Source organism: Pseudomonas sp. KBN12P06040, from assembly GCF_037574965.1.
In the GTDB taxonomy this organism is placed as follows: domain Bacteria; phylum Pseudomonadota; class Gammaproteobacteria; order Pseudomonadales; family Pseudomonadaceae; genus Pseudomonas; species Pseudomonas aeruginosa.
This window is the reverse complement of the sequence record NZ_JBBELS010000002.1, coordinates 144,341-163,202: the sequence shown is the minus strand read 5'-3', so window position 1 is coordinate 163,202 and position 18,862 is coordinate 144,341. Positions and strand designations below refer to the sequence as shown.

The 18,862-nt window shown below is 55.2% G+C and carries 16 protein-coding genes; 9 read left to right on the top strand and 7 right to left on the bottom strand.

Going from position 1 to position 18,862, the window contains the following annotated elements; translation table 11 throughout:
• Positions 1-112: 112 nt before the first annotated feature.
• The 3 genes from dnaN to VQ067_RS31215 are packed head-to-tail and all read left to right on the top strand — an operon-like array spanning position 113 to position 3,162.
• Positions 113-1,219 (top strand): DNA polymerase III subunit beta, encoded by a 1,107-nt coding sequence (dnaN, locus tag VQ067_RS31225; RefSeq protein WP_043312592.1) that lies wholly within the window; start codon positions 113-115, stop codon positions 1,217-1,219.
• Between the two features lie 24 nt (positions 1,220-1,243).
• Positions 1,244-2,812: a sigma factor-like helix-turn-helix DNA-binding protein gene (locus VQ067_RS31220; protein ID WP_010792606.1), complete on the top strand. Its 1,569-nt coding sequence runs from the start codon at positions 1,244-1,246 to the stop codon at positions 2,810-2,812.
• Positions 2,809-3,162, top strand: coding sequence for a hypothetical protein (locus tag VQ067_RS31215; protein ID WP_019437341.1), 354 nt, complete (start codon positions 2,809-2,811; stop codon positions 3,160-3,162). Before VQ067_RS31220 ends, VQ067_RS31215 begins: the two co-directional genes overlap by 4 nt.
• Here VQ067_RS31215 and VQ067_RS31210 read toward each other — a convergent pair.
• Complete coding sequence (locus VQ067_RS31210; protein ID WP_021018435.1) at positions 3,129-3,590, bottom strand: hypothetical protein; 462 nt, start codon at positions 3,588-3,590, stop codon at positions 3,129-3,131. The genes VQ067_RS31215 and VQ067_RS31210 overlap by 34 nt on opposite strands.
• 118 nt (positions 3,591-3,708) lie before the next feature.
• Between VQ067_RS31210 and VQ067_RS31205 the strand changes: the two genes are divergently transcribed.
• The 4 genes from VQ067_RS31205 to recA all read left to right on the top strand — a co-directional run bounded on the left by VQ067_RS31205 (position 3,709) and on the right by recA (position 6,740).
• The gene (locus VQ067_RS31205; RefSeq protein WP_010792605.1) at positions 3,709-4,254 is read left to right on the top strand and encodes a hypothetical protein; all 546 of its coding nucleotides are present in this window, start codon (positions 3,709-3,711) and stop codon (positions 4,252-4,254) included.
• 83 nt (positions 4,255-4,337) lie between these two features.
• The gene (locus tag VQ067_RS31200) at positions 4,338-5,300 is read left to right on the top strand and encodes a TraU family protein (RefSeq protein ID WP_079278433.1); all 963 of its coding nucleotides are present in this window, start codon (positions 4,338-4,340) and stop codon (positions 5,298-5,300) included.
• A 62-nt stretch (positions 5,301-5,362) separates the two neighbouring features.
• Complete coding sequence (locus VQ067_RS31195; protein ID WP_021018432.1) at positions 5,363-5,665, top strand: hypothetical protein; 303 nt, start codon at positions 5,363-5,365, stop codon at positions 5,663-5,665.
• 37 nt (positions 5,666-5,702) lie between these two features.
• Entirely contained in the window at positions 5,703-6,740 is a 1,038-nt protein-coding gene (recA, locus tag VQ067_RS31190; protein ID WP_096246657.1) for a recombinase RecA, read from the top strand.
• A 45-nt stretch (positions 6,741-6,785) separates the two neighbouring features.
• Here the strand turns inward: recA and VQ067_RS31185 are convergent, their stop codons facing one another.
• From VQ067_RS31185 to VQ067_RS31160, 6 genes are all read right to left on the bottom strand, one after another.
• Positions 6,786-7,625, bottom strand: a complete 840-nt coding sequence (locus VQ067_RS31185) for a chemotaxis protein CheB (RefSeq protein WP_223198329.1) — start codon at positions 7,623-7,625, stop codon at positions 6,786-6,788.
• Between the two features lie 89 nt (positions 7,626-7,714).
• Entirely contained in the window at positions 7,715-13,480 is a 5,766-nt protein-coding gene (locus tag VQ067_RS31180; RefSeq protein WP_010792601.1) for a response regulator, read from the bottom strand.
• A gap of 2 nt (positions 13,481-13,482) precedes the next feature.
• Positions 13,483-14,274 (bottom strand): CheR family methyltransferase, encoded by a 792-nt coding sequence (locus tag VQ067_RS31175; RefSeq protein WP_019439029.1) that lies wholly within the window; start codon positions 14,272-14,274, stop codon positions 13,483-13,485.
• Positions 14,271-16,280: a methyl-accepting chemotaxis protein gene (locus VQ067_RS31170; protein WP_340080968.1), complete on the bottom strand. Its 2,010-nt coding sequence runs from the start codon at positions 16,278-16,280 to the stop codon at positions 14,271-14,273. Before VQ067_RS31170 ends, VQ067_RS31175 begins: the two co-directional genes overlap by 4 nt.
• An 11-nt stretch (positions 16,281-16,291) precedes the next feature.
• The gene (locus VQ067_RS31165; RefSeq protein ID WP_019439027.1) at positions 16,292-16,780 is read right to left on the bottom strand and encodes a chemotaxis protein CheW; all 489 of its coding nucleotides are present in this window, start codon (positions 16,778-16,780) and stop codon (positions 16,292-16,294) included.
• Positions 16,770-17,156, bottom strand: coding sequence for a response regulator (locus VQ067_RS31160; protein WP_010792598.1), 387 nt, complete (start codon positions 17,154-17,156; stop codon positions 16,770-16,772). Before VQ067_RS31160 ends, VQ067_RS31165 begins: the two co-directional genes overlap by 11 nt.
• A gap of 141 nt (positions 17,157-17,297) precedes the next feature.
• Between VQ067_RS31160 and VQ067_RS31155 the strand changes: the two genes are divergently transcribed.
• The gene (locus tag VQ067_RS31155) at positions 17,298-17,939 is read left to right on the top strand and encodes a hypothetical protein (RefSeq protein ID WP_019439026.1); all 642 of its coding nucleotides are present in this window, start codon (positions 17,298-17,300) and stop codon (positions 17,937-17,939) included.
• Between the two features lie 61 nt (positions 17,940-18,000).
• Positions 18,001-18,861: a ParB/RepB/Spo0J family partition protein gene (locus VQ067_RS31150; protein ID WP_010792597.1), complete on the top strand. Its 861-nt coding sequence runs from the start codon at positions 18,001-18,003 to the stop codon at positions 18,859-18,861.
• Position 18,862: the final 1 nt, after the last annotated feature.

The following is an 18,862-nucleotide window of genomic DNA, read 5'->3' as shown; positions in this document are numbered from 1 at the left end:
TAGCTGGCCTCTACACGTATGGGCGTTTTTCAGCCAGAAAGGACATGCTGTACTGGTTCTGGCACAGCCGCGCATCGACGTAAATGGGAGCATCTTTCAGAAGGAGACTCCCATGAAGTTCACTGTCCAGGCTGCACCTTTAGCTGCCATTCTCAAACAGTGCGGTCGTGTCGCATCTAAGAAGGCCGGGGATATCAACGGCAATTTCCTGATCGATGTTCAGGATGGCCACCTCAATGTAACGGCGAACAATGGCCACCAGCAGATGAGCCTTCACCTGCAGGACCCAACCCTGATCGTTCGTGAAGCTGGCTCCGTCTGCATCTCGGCATCCAAATTCGAACAAATCGTTTCCTCTCTTCCCGTAGATCGTGATGTGACTGTATCCGTGGGCGAGGAGAAAGCCACTGTCACCTGTGGACGCTCACGATTCAGCATCGCCACCCTACCTGCGTCTTCTTTCCCCAAGGCTTTGCATTCCGATGGCCAGGTCCAAACGGCACTGACTATCGAGTCGCATGCCTTGAGGGACGGCATCCGTGGTATCGCATTTTGCGTTGCCCGGAACGATGTGCGTCAGTACCTGAACGGGATGCTGTTCGAGGCCTCGGAAGGGAAGCTGACGCTCGTGGGCACCGACGGACACAGAATGGGCATGGTAGAACTCCAGATCGAGAAAAGCTCATCCATGAAGTTCATTCTGCCTGTTGCATGCCTTGAGGACGTTGCCAGTTTTGCCAGCCACGGCTACGTCACCATCACCCACTCTGGCAATCTGGTCAGTTTTACCGCAGTCAATGGGACCATGACCTCCCGCCTTGTCGACGGGGCCTTCCCTAACTACTGCGCTCTCATTGAGCGTGCAGAGACTGGTCAACAGATCAACTTGAACCGTGATGCGATTACGAGCGCTGTTGCTCGTGTCAGTCTCCTCTCGGATGGTAAGTCCCAGGCAGTCCGCCTCAAGTTTTGCCAACAAACGGTCGAGGTCGTCTCTGTGTCGAATGATGCCCTTTCAGAAGCCGAAGACCTGCTGCCGTGTGACTTCGATGCGGCCCCTTTCGATGTTGGGTTCAACAGTCGCTACGCACAGGAAGCTTTCAAAGCTGTATCCAGCACCGACCTGCAACTTTTTTATTCCGGCCCTGCTTCTGGCACGCTCATTAAGGCCAAAGACTGCCCCCATCAGAAATTCGTACTCATGCCGGTTCGCCTGTAAGGCGGACCTCTGAAGGGGCAAGAAATGAGCCACACCGACCGCTCTAACCTGACTGAAGGCACCAACACTAAGCTCGATTGCCGCATAGTCAACCAGGAGGCCCGTAAGGGCTTCCTGTTGCCTAACTCACTCCCGGCCCTGCCTTCTTTGGAAGGCCCAAAGGCTTTGCTTTCTCTGAACCAGGAACAGTCCCTGGGCTACCGCATCATTCTTGGCCAACTCAGCCTGCTGAAAGCAATTTCGAGCGACACCAGCATTCTCCAAGGGCTGGTGACCGACATTTGGAACTCCATTGGCGAGAACGATAGCGTCGATAAGGCCGCCGCACTGATCTTCCAGGACGGAGCATGGGTTCGCGCGGGCTCAATTCCTGACAGTGAGTTTGCATCCATTCTTCGCAAGAAACTGAACACCATCCAGACCCTGATTGCGGAACTGAAAGCGTTCGCTCTTCCCGGCTTCGAGGACAATCTGTTCGTGGCAGCTGTCCGAGACGAAATCCAGAAGAAGGTTCTGGAGATCCTGCCCTACGACCTCATCCTCAACCGCGCGGCCGGAGAATTCCGAACCAAGTGCAAGGAGCTGTCCAGCCTCTGCAAAGGCCTGGTGAAGTACATCTCAGAGGAGGTTCGCCTTCCTCGTTCCAAGGTCGCAAGAATCATCAATGGGAAATGGACGTCACCCAAGCTGATGCCTGGTCTGATGCTCTCTGGGGGCTACGAGTTGAAACTATATCCTCAGAAAGAGTTGCGCCGGCTGCGCCAAGAGATCGTTGAAAAGCAGCGGGACATCCTTTCTGCGGCGTCGACTGCAGATATGCCGGCCGAGCAGCTGCTGGCCGCCTTGGAGGGATTCAACTCTGCCGAGCGGGTTGTTCACGAGACCGTAGGGTTCTTTGCCAATGCGAATATGCGCCTGGTTGACCAGATCGTCTCTGGGTATCGCTTTGCCACAGACCTCGAGCAAGTCCGTTCGGCAGCTCAACTTGGCCTCGTGAGAAGCATCTACCGGTACGCACCGGAGATGGGCTTCAAATTTTCGACACTGGGCATGACTTGGATTCGTCAAACGATCCTGCGTGACCTCACCCAACAGGAGCTGATCCGTTTGCCCGAAGGATCACATGGAGCCTTGAGCAAGCTTACAGCTGCTCTGAAGGAGCAACCGAATGCATCCAAAAAGCACCTGAGCAAGGTTTGTGGACTCTCGATGGATGACGTCGAGAATCTCCTCTACTTCGTGGGTGTAGGAAAGCCCATGTCTATTGACTCCACCTTCCAGGAGAGTGGCAGTTCAGAGGCGGAGGGGATGCACGATCTGCTCGCGGACTCGAACAACAGCTTTGTTGAGGAGGTGATGGAGGAGGATGCCGCCGGCTACATAACTGAGGTGCTCGGGGACGTTCTCAACCAGCGGGAACTGCAGGTAGTGGTTGCACGCTATGGTATTGGAGGAGCGGAAGCCCAGACTCTTGCGACCCTCTCCGAGATCATGGGTGTTTCGAAGGAGCGGGTACGTCAGATCGAATGTGAGGCGCTGAAAAAGCTGAGAGAAAGTGAGCACGCAGAATGCCTGCTGGAGATTTTGGAATGAGTAATTTGAGCCTGCCTCTGTACGGTGCTGAGATCGAGGCTTTTGGAGTTCTTGGCACCTTCATCGGCGCCGACTTGATGGATGATGGCGATGTCCACTTCACTCTGAAAATGCCGGAATCAAATGTGCGATTGGCCCACAGTTACGCGGTGGCCGAAGATCAGTTCTGCCTAGTCGTGGGAGCAAGTCTGATCCAGGTGTCGAAGACGAACTGCGTATGGCGCAGCTCACCAGGCTTTGATGTGACGGATGATGAAGGATTCATTGCGTTTCGAGTTGATCGGCATGTACGAGCGGCAGTAACGGTGATGAAATTTCAACGAGCCATCTCTCGTCTCAATAGGATCTGAGCTCGATCGCGTTGCCTTACCGATGCGGTATCCATCTCAAGGACGAGCTTGGCGTACTCGGCCACACCTTCGAAGTCACCGACAACCAGTAGCTGGTCTGCTAGCTGGAGGTTCATAGCTGCATCATCACAATCCACCTCGGGCCTGGTGACGAGTACGGGCTCTTCCACACGTACTTCCGCTTTCGCCAGTTCGATCACCCGTTCAGGCTCTGTAGGTGAAGTCTGAATCGGCGTAGCAGATACATGGGGAACCATGTTGATTTTCGGCTTTGCTGGAAGTGTTTCCTCCAGATGGTGGTTACTGCTATGCGCTTCTTCGCCAGCTGAAGCCTTCCCCGCGGCACTATTCAGTCGTCCGATCCATAGGGCGGCTATGGCACCGAGAAGAAGCACTGATCCGATGACGCCCAAAATCTGAGATTCCACGTTTCTATCCTCATTTTCCTTGTCCTAATAGTGTCTCGAGGGTGCCTCTTTTTCGGTCACGCTGGTGGCACACCTGAACATCTCCAAAATGCGCATCATCAGCCACAGGAGTAGTTCTATGCGTGACAACGACGATGCGTTTCAGACAATCGAGGTACCGGTAAACCTCAACGGAACGGTGAAGGTGCGTGTGCCCAGTCACTGCCACCCAGAAGAAGTGGAAAAGCTGGCGCTGGAGCAGTTCAAAGCTCGACTCAACCAGCCCGTGACTTTTGGTGAGTCTGGCTACTGCTCCTATGAATTCCGCGGAGAGGCATGGAGCACCAAAGGCCAGGCCCGGGTAGGGAGCCTTGAATTTGAGGTTCGCCATGACATGGCCTTGAACGTCTCTGGGGCCATGGTTGCTCTAGCACCTGCGGCAGGACAATTCGGGGCTGACAGGCTCCGAGCTCGACTCACAGCCTACGTATCCCGGGAAGCGGTCTACATCACGGGTCGTAAACCTGGTACCGACCTAGAGCATGTAATGGTGATGGTCGACATCCAGGACGGAGAACCGACGGTGAACGTGATGTCGCCAGACGGCGATGACCAGTTTGACGCTGACGGTAGCATGCCGATGGTCAGTGTGGGCTTCCCGGGTATGTGCTGGAACCTCAACTGAGGGGCACTCCCAACCCACTATTAGACCAAACCCTTGTTCTGTAGGTGAGTGAATTGGAAGTCTCCCGTCGACGCTTCGTGAAGATGTCGGCTGCAGCCAGCGCTGCAGCCGCCATTGGGTTTGGGGTGAAAACTCAGGAAGCAGCCGCGATGAGTGCCAGCATCGCCACTCTTCTTTTTATCGACCCCATCACCCTCGAGTACAAAATTTTCGGGCCATGCTGCCATTTCTGCCCAGACCATCTGATCGTCTCTCATTACCAGCCAGTAGCGTTGGTGGAAGTGATCAAAGGGGGTGGAGATACGGTACTCGGCCAACCCATTGGTGGCCCACTCAGTGTGGGCACGGACAACAACGATTACACATCGATGGCAGTCCGTATCTGGCAATTGCCGGACTGGGCGATCGACATCGCAATGGGCTATCAGTCGTGCAAGCTTTGTGGTGTTGATGCTGCTCGCACTACTAACTTTTCCCTGACCTCTAAATTCGACATGTGCGGTGCAGTGGCCAACCCTATCGTGTCAAAGGGCGTCAGTGCGTTCAATTCAGCCCTGCCGAACTGCTTCCCGAAGCTGCTCTACAGCACCGAGTTCGACCCGACTTGGAACACCGGATGTCGGGACATAGCAGCAGCAGAAGCCATTGCGGGAGTGATTTGCAATCCGCTCACTGGCTCATTCTCCATCCCTGGAATGGAGATCTGCATTGGACAATGGGGTGGTCTATATCCCCGGCAAATGGCTTCCCATAACGACAACGCGGCGATCGCTGCCGGAATTGCCGCATACCGAGCAATCCACCTCAGCGGCTTCACAATCGGCACCTTTCCCTTCAGCGCGGCCCTCTCTGTTGGGAAGCTGCAGCAAACTCAACCCTGGCCAACCGTCGGTTTCAAGGCCGGTAGCGCTCTCCTGGACACAGCCATGAGGCTATACCCCGTCTCCCTTGAGGAGCTGTATGCCTTCGTTTGGTGGACTCCTGTGGTCTGCTGCAAGGAGTACGAAGAGATCATGGGGGTTTGCTCCCCAACAATCTGCGGTTGAGCCGCTTCTGCCACATCCAGATATCCATAGATTGGTCTCAAGTGCCACATGAGGACCAATCTATGGACAGCTTCCAAATCACCACCTCTCCCCTTCTTCGCCAGTTCGCAACACGCCTCGACCCACGGACCATCCAGGTAACGACCAAGCTGGGCGTGGCAACGATTATTCGCGCTGATTTCGATCCAGTGTCCTTCCCAGCAGATGAAGATCTGCAGGAGGACTTTTTGCGCGATCTGATCAACCGGGCAAACCCTGGAGCTCTTGAGTTGCTCAATCAATCACTCGGCAAATGCCTTGGTGATCAAGCCAAGGCAATTCGACAAGTCTTGGGTTCTGGCACATCTGAAACCGGCCGAAATTGATCTCACGCATCCCGCGTCCACAGAACGGAGAAATTCCATGAATGAGCAACAGAACAAGGCCCTTCAGGCGGCACTGGGCCAGATCGAAAAACAATTCGGCAAGGGCGCTGTAATGCGCATGGGCGACCACGAGCGCCAGACCATTCCGGCAATCCCAACCGGCTCCATGGGGTTGGATATCGCCTTGGGCATCGGGGGCCTGCCGAAAGGTCGGATCGTAGAAATCTACGGCCCAGAATCCTCGGGCAAGACCACCCTGACCCTGTCGGTCATCGCCGAAGCCCAGCGGCAGGGCGCCACCTGCGCCTTCGTCGACGCCGAGCACGCGCTAGACCCGGATTACGCCGGCAAGCTGGGCGTCAACGTTGACGACCTGCTGGTCTCGCAGCCGGACACTGGCGAGCAGGCTCTGGAAATCACAGACATGCTGGTGCGCTCCAACGCGGTGGACGTGATCATCGTCGACTCCGTGGCGGCGCTGGTGCCCAAGGCCGAGATCGAAGGCGAGATGGGCGATGCCCACGTCGGCCTGCAGGCCCGCCTGATGTCCCAGGCGCTGCGCAAGATCACCGGCAACATCAAGAACGCCAACTGCCTGGTCATCTTCATCAACCAGATCCGCATGAAGATCGGCGTGATGTTTGGCAGCCCGGAAACCACCACCGGGGGTAACGCCCTGAAGTTCTACGCCTCTGTGCGCCTGGACATTCGTCGTACCGGATCGGTGAAAGATGGCGATGAGCAGATCGGGAACGAAACCCGGGTGAAGGTGGTGAAGAACAAAGTTTCTCCACCATTCCGCCAGGCTGAATTCCAAATCCTCTATGGGAAGGGTATCAACAAGCTCGGTGAGATTGTTGATCTTGGGGTAGCTGGTGGCTTGATCGAGAAGTCGGGGGCTTGGTACAGCTACGCAGGTCAGAAGATCGGCCAAGGCAAGGCGAATGCCTGCCAGTATCTGCAGGAGAATCCCGCGGTCAGCGATGAGATCGAGGCGAAGCTCCGCAGCCAGAAAATCACCGGTGTTGCGGTGATCACCGACTCTCCTGGTGATGACGATCAAGAGGTTGCATAAACCAACTGAAAAGGCCGCCAATTTGGGCGGCCTTCTGTTTTGTGATCAGTGATTCCCGATGCCGTACATCCGGTACATATGTCGGGCAAGCTCGGCCGGTTTACCCGAGAAGGATACAGCCCCAGTTTCCCTAGCAGCATCAGGCATCGAACGGGCCTGGCTGGACTCCGCATCCTGGGCCATAACGATCTTCGCCTTTCCTTTCAGATCACGAATTCCCGAGGCACCGTCATCCCCCATCCCGGTGAGGATGATCACTCCAAGCTTCCCTGCAATCGAACTGAACACAGACCGAATCACGCTGTTAATCGACGGGCTGTAGGTGTTTGGCTTGACCGGCCGGAGTTGGATCACCCCGCTTCGTACTTCAACTGTGGTGTCACGGGGGACAACGAAGATGGTACCGGCCTTAAGCTTGGCGCCATGCTCGGCCGCGACCACCTCCCACCGCGAGGTACATTCGCGTACCCGCTGGACATAGGTGTTGAATGCAGCTTCGGTGAGGTGCTGGACCAGGAAAATACTGACTGGCAACGTGGGTAACTCGCCAAGAAAATCACGGATAGCTTGAGGCCCGCCAGAGCTACAGCCGATCACCCAGGTGTCGTTCGCGTTTCGGGATTCAATCTCGGCTTTCCTCGCATCTAGGCTTTCTGCGAGGTCGGGGATGCTTCGCTTAAGCTCATCGACAAGCTTGTTGCACCAGGCCTGACGTTCTGCAGCGCTCATCGAATACAACTCACGTTCGTTGAGCACACAGACAGGCTCATCTCGTCCCAACATTTCGAGGACATCTTCTGAGTTGAGAATCGCCTCGTCGCTGAAGTCGACGATCAGTGCGTGAACGCCAGTCGCTGACAGGTCTCCATTCTCCACGTGGCTCATGTCATAGACCGTGAGTTCTCCGACAACTGGCGAGAGAACCTCTTGGATGAGAGCCACTTGGACGTTGCTAGTTGAAATGATACCGACTCTCATGCAGCGGACCCTTGCAATGCTTGTTCTGGGCGAACTTCTGCAATCGCGTTATCGAGCGCGATGCTGTCGCACGGCTTGTTCAGATAAACGTTTACGCCAGCTCGCAGGGCCTCGTCCTCGAGATTTGTGCGAGTGGTGAGCATGATGATTGGTACCTCATTGAATTCAGCCCGGGCTCGCAGTGCCTTTGTGAGTTCCAAGCCAGTCATTCGAGGCATTTCCATGTCCACCATGACGATTTCGGGGAGTCTCTCGAGAGGGAGCATGTCCATTGCGTCCTGACCGTCGCGGGCAGTAATGACCGTATACCCACGAGCCTCGAAGTGCTTCTGCAACAGCTTGCGATAACTCGTAGCGTCGTCAACGACGAGGCAGACCGGTTTTAGATCTCGTTTCACAGACTTGACACGGTTTTGCCGAACCTTGAAGCCGGTGTCTGTCCGCTTGAGGTTGAGCCTCACCAGCTCCATGACATCGATGACGAAGACCGGCGAACCGTCTTGCATCTCTGTCTCGCCAATGATCCCGCGCACTTTGGAAAGGATGCCGTCCAGCTTCCTGATGTGGATCTCGGGCATTGAATCAGTGCTGTCGACCTCAATACCAATAGCCATTTCGCCTTGTTGACACAGAATGACCAGGACCTCCTGGTCCAAATCGTGAGTGGAACGCATCTCAGGCATCGCAAGAAGGTCGGCCAGATGCACAACCTCGAAGGACTTTCCTTCGTGATGAAGTACCGCTTTCCCCTTCTCCAACCGCTGTTTTTCCAGATCGGCTCGGGAGCACTGGATGATCTGGTACATGGTGTAGCTGGGAATCGCAAACCATTGACTGCCCGTACGGCAGATGAGAGCTCGGTTCGAGCCGATAGTGAATGGCATTTCCAAAGTGAAGGTCGTACCCCAGCCTACCTTGCTCTCAATTACCAGCCGGCCGCCCATGCTTTCTACCGTCGTAGCGACAATGTCCATACCAACACCGCGGCCGGACAGCTGAGAGACTTTTGCTGCAGTAGAGAACCCATTGTGAGTGATGAGTCTCAGGAGATCCGATTCGGTCAGTTGATCATCCTGCCTGATGATGCCTTTCTCCAGTGCCTTAGCCTTGATCATCGCGGTATCGATGCCTTTGCCATCGTCCTTGACAGTGATGACGATGTTCTTAGCTCGTCGGCAGACGTTTACCTCCAAGCTGCCATGCGCGGATTTCCCTTGAGCAATCCGCTGTGCTTCAGGCTCGATACCATGGTCGAGAGCATTGTTGAGTAGGTGGACCAGTGGATCACGCACAGCATCGAGCATGACTTTGTCCACGATTACGTCGCCACCGGTGAAGACGGTGTCTACTTTCTTCCCTAGTTTTGAAGACTCACGCTCGATGAGATTGGTCAGGGCTGGACGAATGTTTTGGAACGGTACCAGGCGGCTATCGAGAAGATCTCGTTGCAGGCTACTGATGAGCCCCGCCTGTTGACGGTAGGAGTCTTTGATCAGCTTGCCCTGTGCGAACATTTCCTCGACGTCTTGGATGGTCTGGGCCAGTTGAGCCCCCATGGTCACATTGAGAGCTGAAAGATCATTGAATCGCTCAAGCTGAAAATCACCTGCCGATTGATGGGCCAAGGCGGTTGGAACGGGTTGGTTTGTGTGAAGACGCAGGGCGCTGGTGAACTTCATGTGGTTCAACTGTTGCGCCTCGAGCTTCTCCCGAATGATGGTTACGATCATCATCAACTCGGCATGCAGCGCCTGTTGGCGATATCGGGCTGCGGTCAGCTCGCTGGACTGCTCGACTGCAGTGTCCAGTAGTCGCTGATCCACTTTGATTTTTTCCGAACCACCGCTTCGACGTTTGCTGCCGACACCGTGGATGGAGTCATGGGCTTTCGCCAGAATCTCGCGAATCACCGAGCTGCTGACAGGCTTGGTTGGGGCAGATTTAGAGGTTATGCCTTCGACCGAGTCGCGAAGAGTTCTGCTTTGCCGCTCTGGCTCATGGTGTACTTCCTGCTCTTGTGCAGTAACGGCAGAAATTGACGGTGGGACTTCAACGAGTTCGGGAATTGCTACAGGTGCCGGCACTGACTTGCCAGACTCTTCGGGGGTAGCTTCCGGGACGGCGGGCAAAGCTGGACTCTCGACCTCGACTGAGTCTTCCGGCTCCGAGGACACCACCAGACTGTCTTCCTGAGCGGGTTGAGCGTGAGCTGCCATACGGGCCGCGTGTCGTTTTGCACCACCTTTTCCTCGAGACCTGCGACGAGTCTTTTTGTGTCCTGACTCTTCCTCCGCCAAAGAGTTTTCCTCACCCTGAGGATGGACGATGCCTTGCTCGAACTCTTCAGTCTTAGGCGTTTCTTCTTCAAGCTCTGCGATAGATTGTGCTTCACAAGCTTCTAGGGTTTCGGCCCTGGCATCTTGGGTGGCCACCTTCTCTAGCTGGATATCTTGAAGGAGGACCTCGCCGGCTGTGCAGGGCTCTTGAGCAAGAAGGCCAAGATCCACTCGATTATGCTGGACTGCAGCTTCAACGCAACGGATCAGGGCCGAGGGAACTTCGTACCCGACAGCGCGACGCATCGCGCTAGTCATTTGATCCAATGCGACCAACACATACTCGACCAGCCTGGCGCAGTCATCTGATGCAGGAATGATGGACAGGGAAAGACTCTCGAAGAGGCTTTCCATGTAATGGGTAATCTCTCTGATCGAAGCTGCCTCTGCCATCGCTGCAGCGCCCTTCAGAGTATGCATCTGCCGCTTGATGGTGGTAACCAGGTCATGGTCATCCATCTGGCCCATCCAGCGGTCTACGTTCAGCTGAAGCTGAGGGAGAACTTCCTCGGCTTCTTCAATATAGAACTCAGCCATCTCCGGGTTGTATTCAATCGCCGGCGGGGCAGAAGGCTGCTGCGCATGCTTGGTGGTGGACTCTTGTACATCATCGCTTTCAGAGTTTCCCGGTTTAGCATGCGAAACTGGGTTCAAATTTTCCGGCTGATGACTTTCCTGCGGAGCATCCGGTTCCGGTTTAGCATGCGAAACTGGAGTGACCTGAGCGACCTCAACGTACTCAGCCTCTTCCGCTCCGCACCCCAATGCCTGGACAACCTCTAGCCAGGAGTGAAGTGCGGGAGTTTCAGTCTTCCAAGGGAAAGCTTGCTGGAAACGTTCAGCATCTGCCAGGAAATCCAGGAGGGCTTCTACATCACCCTGGAGCAGTTCGGCCTCATCACTTCTCAACTGGAACAGGCGAGTCTCTAGGGCTGCAAATGCACTTGCAAGCGGGAGGCAATCAGCACTGGACGAAATTCCATGAAGGGTATGAGCGACACGGCAAAACGCTTCGTTGACGTCTTTTCGCCCGCTTTTGAGATACGCACTCATTGCTGCGTATTGCTCGGTGAACTCCTGACGGAAGATATCGATCAGGACCGGATCGACGCCCTCGGGCATTTCCCGTTCTTGCTCATGGGCCAGTATCACTGCATCCGGCTCGGCAACGACTTGCTCGAGCTTGTTCTGGACTGCAGGCTGATGAGTTGCGTTAGTAGACGATGCCGGTATCTCTGGATGAGACGTGTATGCCAACTGCATTTCCGGATCAGCTTTAGCCATGAGTGCATCGGCCACATCTTTCACAAACAAGGAGACCTTGTTCCTGAGAGAGTATTCATCCATGCAGCGGAGGCACATCTCCACGCCGGAGCGCAGCAAGTCATGCTCCTCCGCATGGTCGAAATCCTCTTTGAGGGCTCGGTTTGTTACGCCTTTGCTGAAGGCAGCAACACCACTGGCGATCTTTCCGAACGACTCATGACCGTGCATACGGGCGGCCATGGAGAGGCGGTCTGCAGCCTTGTAGAGTTGCTCAATGGACGAACGACTACGCAGGTCGAGGCTCGTGAAGCTATCTTCGAAGACGCTCCTCAGCTCGAAAAGCTCGGTGAGGAACGGATCATCGTCTTCGCGTACCTCTTCCTGGGCTGCCTCAAATTTAATCAAAAGTTCGTTGGTGGTTACCGGAGCCACCTCCGTGAAATCTATCCCGAGTTCGCGGAGAGCTTCAGCTGCCTTCGTCAGGTTTTCGGGATCAGGTTCAAGTTTGGATTTGATGGCTTCGAGGTACATCTCAATCGCCACCAAGGCTTTCGCCAGCAGATCCAGCTCCGGGCTGTACGTGAGTTCCGCATTATCTAGGAGACCTACCATCCCAGAGCAGACTGCACCGAGCAAATCACCAACCTGTTCTGCTCCCGAAAACTTCAAGGCCGCAGCAGTATTGACGAGAGATGCAAGTCCGTCCTTCAGTTCATCCTGGCCAATGCCACTTTCTACGTGAACCGAAACGGAACGACGAGTCTTCACCACTTCGATCAAACATTCCGAGACGAGTGTGTCCAGAACGTCGGCACCGACACCCTCAATGTTCAGTGCCTTTGTCGCGTCATTTTCATTGATGAGATTGATGCGCTCGTCGAGGTAGAGGATGTAAGACTTCAGATCGTCTACCACCTCGGCAGCGATGGCAGAAATACCTTCCTTGCCAGCCACGAGTGCGATGGACTTATTGGCAACCCCTGCAAGCTCATCCTCGCCCACCATATAGAACACGTTCGCTACTGAACGCATCGCCGCGCTATATGCAGACAGCTGGACACTGAAGATGTCGTCAGAGCGTGCCCCCAGGGCCCGCCCCAGAGAGACCATGGCTGCATCCAGAAGAGGCTTCAGCTCCAGGACGACGTCAGCAATGGTTGTAGCCTCAGTAGATTCGAGCTTGCTCTGAAGCTTTGCCAACGAGTCGGTGTCGACTGACTTCCCGACATTGAACACCCTCAACGCGGCTTCGATGCTAGGCGTGCTTTTTGAACTTAGGCTCAGTACGTAGAGCAACGACTTGAAGCGATCGATACCCAGGACTTCCAGGGCGGCTTCTTCACCACCTAGACCGATTTTCTGAACCGCGACAGAGAGCATGCGGACCTGGGAGACGGTGTTACCGCCACTACGAAGGCCCCCGATGGCAAGTGCCTCGAGTAGACACTCACCAACCCACCAGAAATCGCCCACTTCCGGCTTATGAGAAACTTCCTGGAGTTCTCGGAGGACCTGGCGCATGTCCGCCAGCGCCCCTTTGTTCTGGGTCCCAATGTAGGAACTGAAGGCTGTCTGGAAGCGACGAGATGAGGTCGAGAAGACCTCCTGCTGCCGGGCATCGTCAACGTTATGAATCTTGCGGGGAGGATCAACAAACTCGAATGAGAGCATGCTAGGGGGGAGGCTGTCCTCGACAAGCAAGGGAACGCCCCTGACCTCACGGATTTCATTGATCTGCCTGGAGAGGATGCCAGGAGCATCAGGGGCTCCATCAATGACCATCTTGAGATAGTTTGGCAGCATGATCATGCCGGACATCATGGCGAGAATTGCGGGGGCCACCTTCTCCTCTTCGAGGAGTTTTTCTTGGACACTGGTGCAGACTACCCGCATTTCAACCGATAAAGCCGAGCCTCCGGGGCTATCGCAGACAGTCAGCGCAGAGTGAATCAACTCTACGTGTTCACTGACGTTGCGGAATGCATCGGCCATCGCCTTCTTCTGGTTGGCAAACCATTCAGCCTGTGCCCCTTGAGGAGGATTCTGTAGATCAGCATGTTTTTTGAAGTAGGTGTCGATAGACGCCTTGGCGATCTCGACGCTCTTGATGATCGGGGGCCGAATCCAGGAAAGATGTGCCGCGTGGACATTCTTGGGCATTGCTAAGCAACCCTTACAAAGAGATTGAGAAGGTGGTTAGGGAGTCGCTTCAACCCCAGCGGATTCCAGTTACCGTCCTCTGCGGGGCCGGTCAGTAAGTACCCCCCAATCGGCAACATGGCCGCCAGCTTCTGCAGTATTAGGTGCCGCGTTTCGACGCGGTAATAGATCAGCATGTTCTGGGTGATGATCACGTCAGGAGCGGTGAAGTTCACCGGACGCTCAGCAAGAATGTTGTGCTGCTCAAAGGTGACCATGTCTCGTATCCAGGCGTGAAACCGGACCTCATGCTGGCCTTGTGGTGCAGCGACATCGAGTCGTATCTCGGGGTGCCCGCGGTAGATCCCCTGCCGCGCTTTATCGATACATGGCTGGGACACATCGGTGCCATGCACATGAAATGCTGCATGTCCAGCGCGAAGCAATGTGCATGCGATGCTGTAGGGCTCTTCACCTGTTGAGCAACCGACTGACAAGACTCTGGGAGGTCTACGAATATCAGCACAGGCGTCACGGATAGCAGATAACGATGGGGGATATCGGAAAAACCGAGTTTCGTGATTGGTCGCCAGGTGCAGAATCTGGAATCTCTGCGCTTCCTCCAAACGCCCAGACACGAACAGCTTGAACAGGCTTTCGAGGGTCTCACCAGTTTCGCATGCGAAACTGGTAAGGGCCCTCGCAAAGGCAACACGCCGGTGCTCGTCAATTTCGATGGCAAAGCGCTCCTCGATGATCTTCATCCAAGAGTTGGCCATCCCCTCATCGAGAATCAGATCATCGACTGTATTCATGCGCGTTCGCGTTGCTTGCTGTAGAAGTCTTGAATGCCACTGTGCAGGTTCTGAGCTTGGCGATTCAGGTTGTTCATTGCAGATGCAGTCTGCTCGCTCGCAGCCGAGTTTTCGGAAGCGTAGTGACGAATAGAGCTCATCGTCTCGGATACCTCGGACGACTGAGAAATGAGGCTATTGGTCCGCTGATTGACGTCGTCAACACTCGTGGTGAGGCTCTCAGTAATGCTCTGAATGTCTTTCAGGGAAGCGAGCGCCGCATTGGAGCGGGTCAGCAGGCCCTGCATTTCGCTCAGTGATATGTCAACAGCGGTCTGGGTATCGCGAGCAGCTTCATTCATGTCCTTGAGCAGTTGCCCAATCTCGCTCACCACAGCTTTCGACTGGGTGCTGAGGTCCTGGACCGCTTCACCGCTCTTAGCCATCGCACGGGACAGCTCGGTATTGCCCTCGACTTGGTCCGATACCAGGTAGGCGTTGTAAGCAACCAGCTCGGACTTTGTCGCAACCTCTTTTACGAACTCACTGATCCTTTCCAGCATCTGGAACCGTTCGATCAGATGCTTGTTTCGATGCTGGATAGAGTTCAGGTGCTGGGTCTGGACCAAAATACCTTCGTGCACACCATTCACAGACTCACTGCCGGCGTGGACTTTGTTAGCCACGCTGTTGGCAACGCGCTGGGTATCACCCATGAGCTGCTGGATCAGATTGATGAAGGTATTCATGTCTGCGATCAGAGAGCTGATGTGCTCGATCGCCCGGAATTGCTCGTCACGATTGCGGTCAACATTGCGAGCTGTGGTGATGGTTTGTTCCGTCGCCGCAGCAAGCCCCATTACGGTCTGGCTGGTTTCGGTGAAAATCTCATGGAACCGCGCGAATACCTGGTTGAGCAGTTTCGCGATCTCTTTGGTGGAATCGCGATCATCTGTCAGGGTAAGGTCCAACTCTCCCCGCCCTACTCGCTCAATTTCAGTCAAAAGGAGACTCAGCTCCTTGGACCGTTCACGCTGACTACCCTCAATCGTGCTGCCGCGGGTTTCAACCGCCTGAGCCCGAGAAGCAGATACACGAGCCACCAAGAGGACACTCAGGATCGCGAGACCGATAGTTAGAGCACCCAGGACTGCCACGAGAGTTGGGTTGATGGCCCGTGCATCCGGCAAAGCCTTCACCGAAGCGATCAAGGTATCTGTCGAAGACGCGATCTTGTCCCGTGCCTGCCAGATTTCTTTAGCATGCGGAAGATTCTGGGCCGAGTTGGCGGAAAGGCCGCTTGCCTGGCTGATCAGGCTCTGAGCGGATTGAGCGCTTCGGTAGCTTTTGATCAACTCATCCATCATTGCCTTGTCACGAGGCAACGAATTCCCGAATGCGGTGAGCGCGCCTAAATACTTGCTAACCCCTGCCTCTGCGCCTTGCAGCCCGGTGGCATCGACCACTGTAGTAGCAGTGACTCCCGCTACGTCAGCTTCCAGCTCAGTGAGGGCCTGAGCCAGCTGGCTCTTCTGCTGGGAAGTAGCATTCAGCTTAGATAGCAGCGCTTCAGCCGAGCGGCCACTCTCAATCACTTTCACAACGGCCGTCTTCGCCTCCTTGGCGGATAGGCTGAAGGCTTCGGTCCCAGACTGTCCACTGATCAGTTTGGCGATCGAGGGGGCAATGCCATCCCAGGAAGCACTCAGGGACTCCAGGCTACGCAGTACCGATTCCGGTGCGCCGGGAATACCCTTGATTGGGTCTCCATTCCGAAGATGCATCAGGGCGCGCTCTACCTGACTTTCCGCCTCGACGAGCTGGCTTGCATATGCACCATCAGCCGCTGCTTTGTCTGCCAAGTAGATGGTTTGCATAGCGGCGGACTTCAGTTCGTAGGTTTCAGCCACATAGAAGGAATCAGCCCGAGTGTCTTTAAGGAAGCTGTATCCAGTCCATGCAGCCGCGCTGCCAGTTGCGATCAGCAGGACCGCGGTAAGGGGAACGAAGGAAAAATTGTTGCTCATGCGGTCCTGTCTCATGTGAGGTCAATCGTTTGCATTTTGGGATCGGCAATTAGCGCCTGAATGTCGATGACAGCCCACGTCCGGGCGTCGCCTGTTACGACTCCGACTAGGCAAGCACCTAACCCGGGTGGGATCTTCAAATTGGCATTTGGGGCGTCAGTGAGGTTGCCCGAAGGGATGAACCCAACCACTTGATCTACGATGACGCCTACGTCACCCACATCAGCTCCGCCCCGGACGATCAAAGCCACTGGGTTACTGTGTTCTGCCCTGGACATGGTCTGAGGGATCGAGAGGAACCGAGCTATGTTCACGAAAGGAATGATGTCTCCATCCAGCTTGGTTGCCCCGAGCAACCAGGGCTTCGTTCCGGGCACTTGCGTGGGACTAACAGGAACCTGAGTGATGGCGTTTACCGCCAATGAAGGGCTCAAGCAGTAGGTATCGCCGATCCGATACCCAATGCACTTGTAACGACCGCTGGAGATATCACTGCTCATCGATAATCGCTTCCATATCAATGAGTGCTTTCGCGATCTTGTCGCCTGTGAACGGCTTGGTCAGGTAGAGATCTGCGCCTGCCAAGAGCCCTTTCTGTATGTCGAAAGGTGAACTCGCACTGGAAAGCATGGCGATGGGTAGGTGCTTGAATTGAGTCGAAGCTCGTAGGATTGAGGCAAGCTTCAATCCGTCCAGGTTAGGCATTTCGATGTCGATGAAGCACGCATCAGGCCTAGCCTCGCGAATAACACGCAGGGCCTCGTACCCATCCTTTGCGAGGTGAACCTCGATATCAGCTTTCTGCAGAAAGCCGGCCCCCATCTTCCGCATTCCGGGGGAGTCGTCGACGATGCAGACAGATCGAATATTGGACATGGAACAACTCCTGATTCATGCCCTAATAATGTTCAGGAGGTGCCCTCTTCTGGACGTACCTGCCCTTACCGACCTCAAGCAGGTAAAAACTGGTCATATCTCAATGCACGGTTATGGTCCTCCCTTGTTTCTGGAGGACCTATGCGTAAGTCAAACCACCGGGCTGCATTCGCCAGTGATCCCAAATTTCTGGAGCGGATTGCAAGGCAGCTCCAAAGCGAGCCAACATCTACCCCGCCCTCCCCTGCTGATAAAAAGCCGAGCAAGGCCGTCCAGCGCCTCGAAAAAGTCCAAACCGCCAATATGGATGGGAGGAAAGACAGGATTAGCCTGGAATCTACATCCAGGGTACTGACCATTTGCTTCCCCGGGGCGAAGCTGGTCTCTCTCAACACCATGCTCCGCGTCCACGACGCCAAGGCCACCCGCCTGAAGAACACATGGCTGAAACGAGTGGAGGCCCTTCGATACACCTACAAGGCTGTTCTCGAGGAATGGATAGCCATTGCGACCTATCCTCTGTTGGTCGAGGAGGTATACATCACAGGTGAGAGCAGCTTGCTCGACCCAGAAAGTGTTACCGCGGCCTGCAAACCGGTTATTGATGCACTTGTTTCGAATGGGTTCTTGCCGGACGATGATCCATCCCACATTGCTCACCCCCTACCCTACACTTCCAGAGGCGAGTCTCCTGGCCTGGTGATCTGCTTACGTCCTGCAGGGCGGCCTTGGGGACTAATCGAAGATGCAACGATTCAGGTGGCCAGCTCATTAGGGCGTTGATTTTTGCGGCCAATCCGTTATCCCTCGTGTATCATGTTTCACGAACGCACGAGGGTTTCACGTGTATCAATCAGAGACCGGAATCAACCCCACAGAGTCCCATTGCCTGGGTATCAACCTAGTACCTGTTGAGCACCGAGACGTCGATGTTGATCTCATGCAGCCTGGCATCTGGCAAACCCGTCGGAACTTCACTCTTGCAGAGCTGGAAGAGCTAGGTGACAGCATGGTCAAGGCCGGGGGGAATGTAACCCCGGTGGTGCTATGTCCCCGGGCTCAGGGCGGCTACTTCATCATTTCCGGCGAACGACGTTGGCGCGCGGCGCAACTCAAGATGATCCCCCGCCTGCATTGTCGGATCGGGCACTACACGGATAACCAGGCCCGTTTCATTTCTGCTGTAGAGAACGTTCTCCGGGTGCAACTCAACCCGATCGAAGAAGCTCAAGCCTATGCAGACATACAAGAAACCGGTCTCTCCCACGAGCAAATAGGCAAGGAGCTGGGTAAAAGCAGGTCGCACGTCTCCAACTACCTGCGGTTGCTCACCTTGGACATCACTGCCAAGGACTTCCTGATCCACGGCAAACTCACGGCGACTCAGGCTCGCCCGCTGTGCTCACTCGACTCGAAAGGCATCCAACGTGAAGTCGCGACGAAAGCCGTAAGGCTGGGGTGGAGCGTTAAGAAGATCGAAGATGAGGTTGCCAAGCACCTCAACAAGCCTAAGCCAAAGGTCAACTTGCCCAAGCAAGACGCCGACATCGCACGTCTGACCCGGCTGGTATCCGATCACACGGGGTATCCCTGTGTGATTCAGAAGACACCGAGTGGCAATTGGCAGATGGGCTTTCTCATGACAGGTGACGATCAATTCGCAGGGCTTCTGGAGCGGCTAGGCATCAAAGTCGACGAGTGTTAGC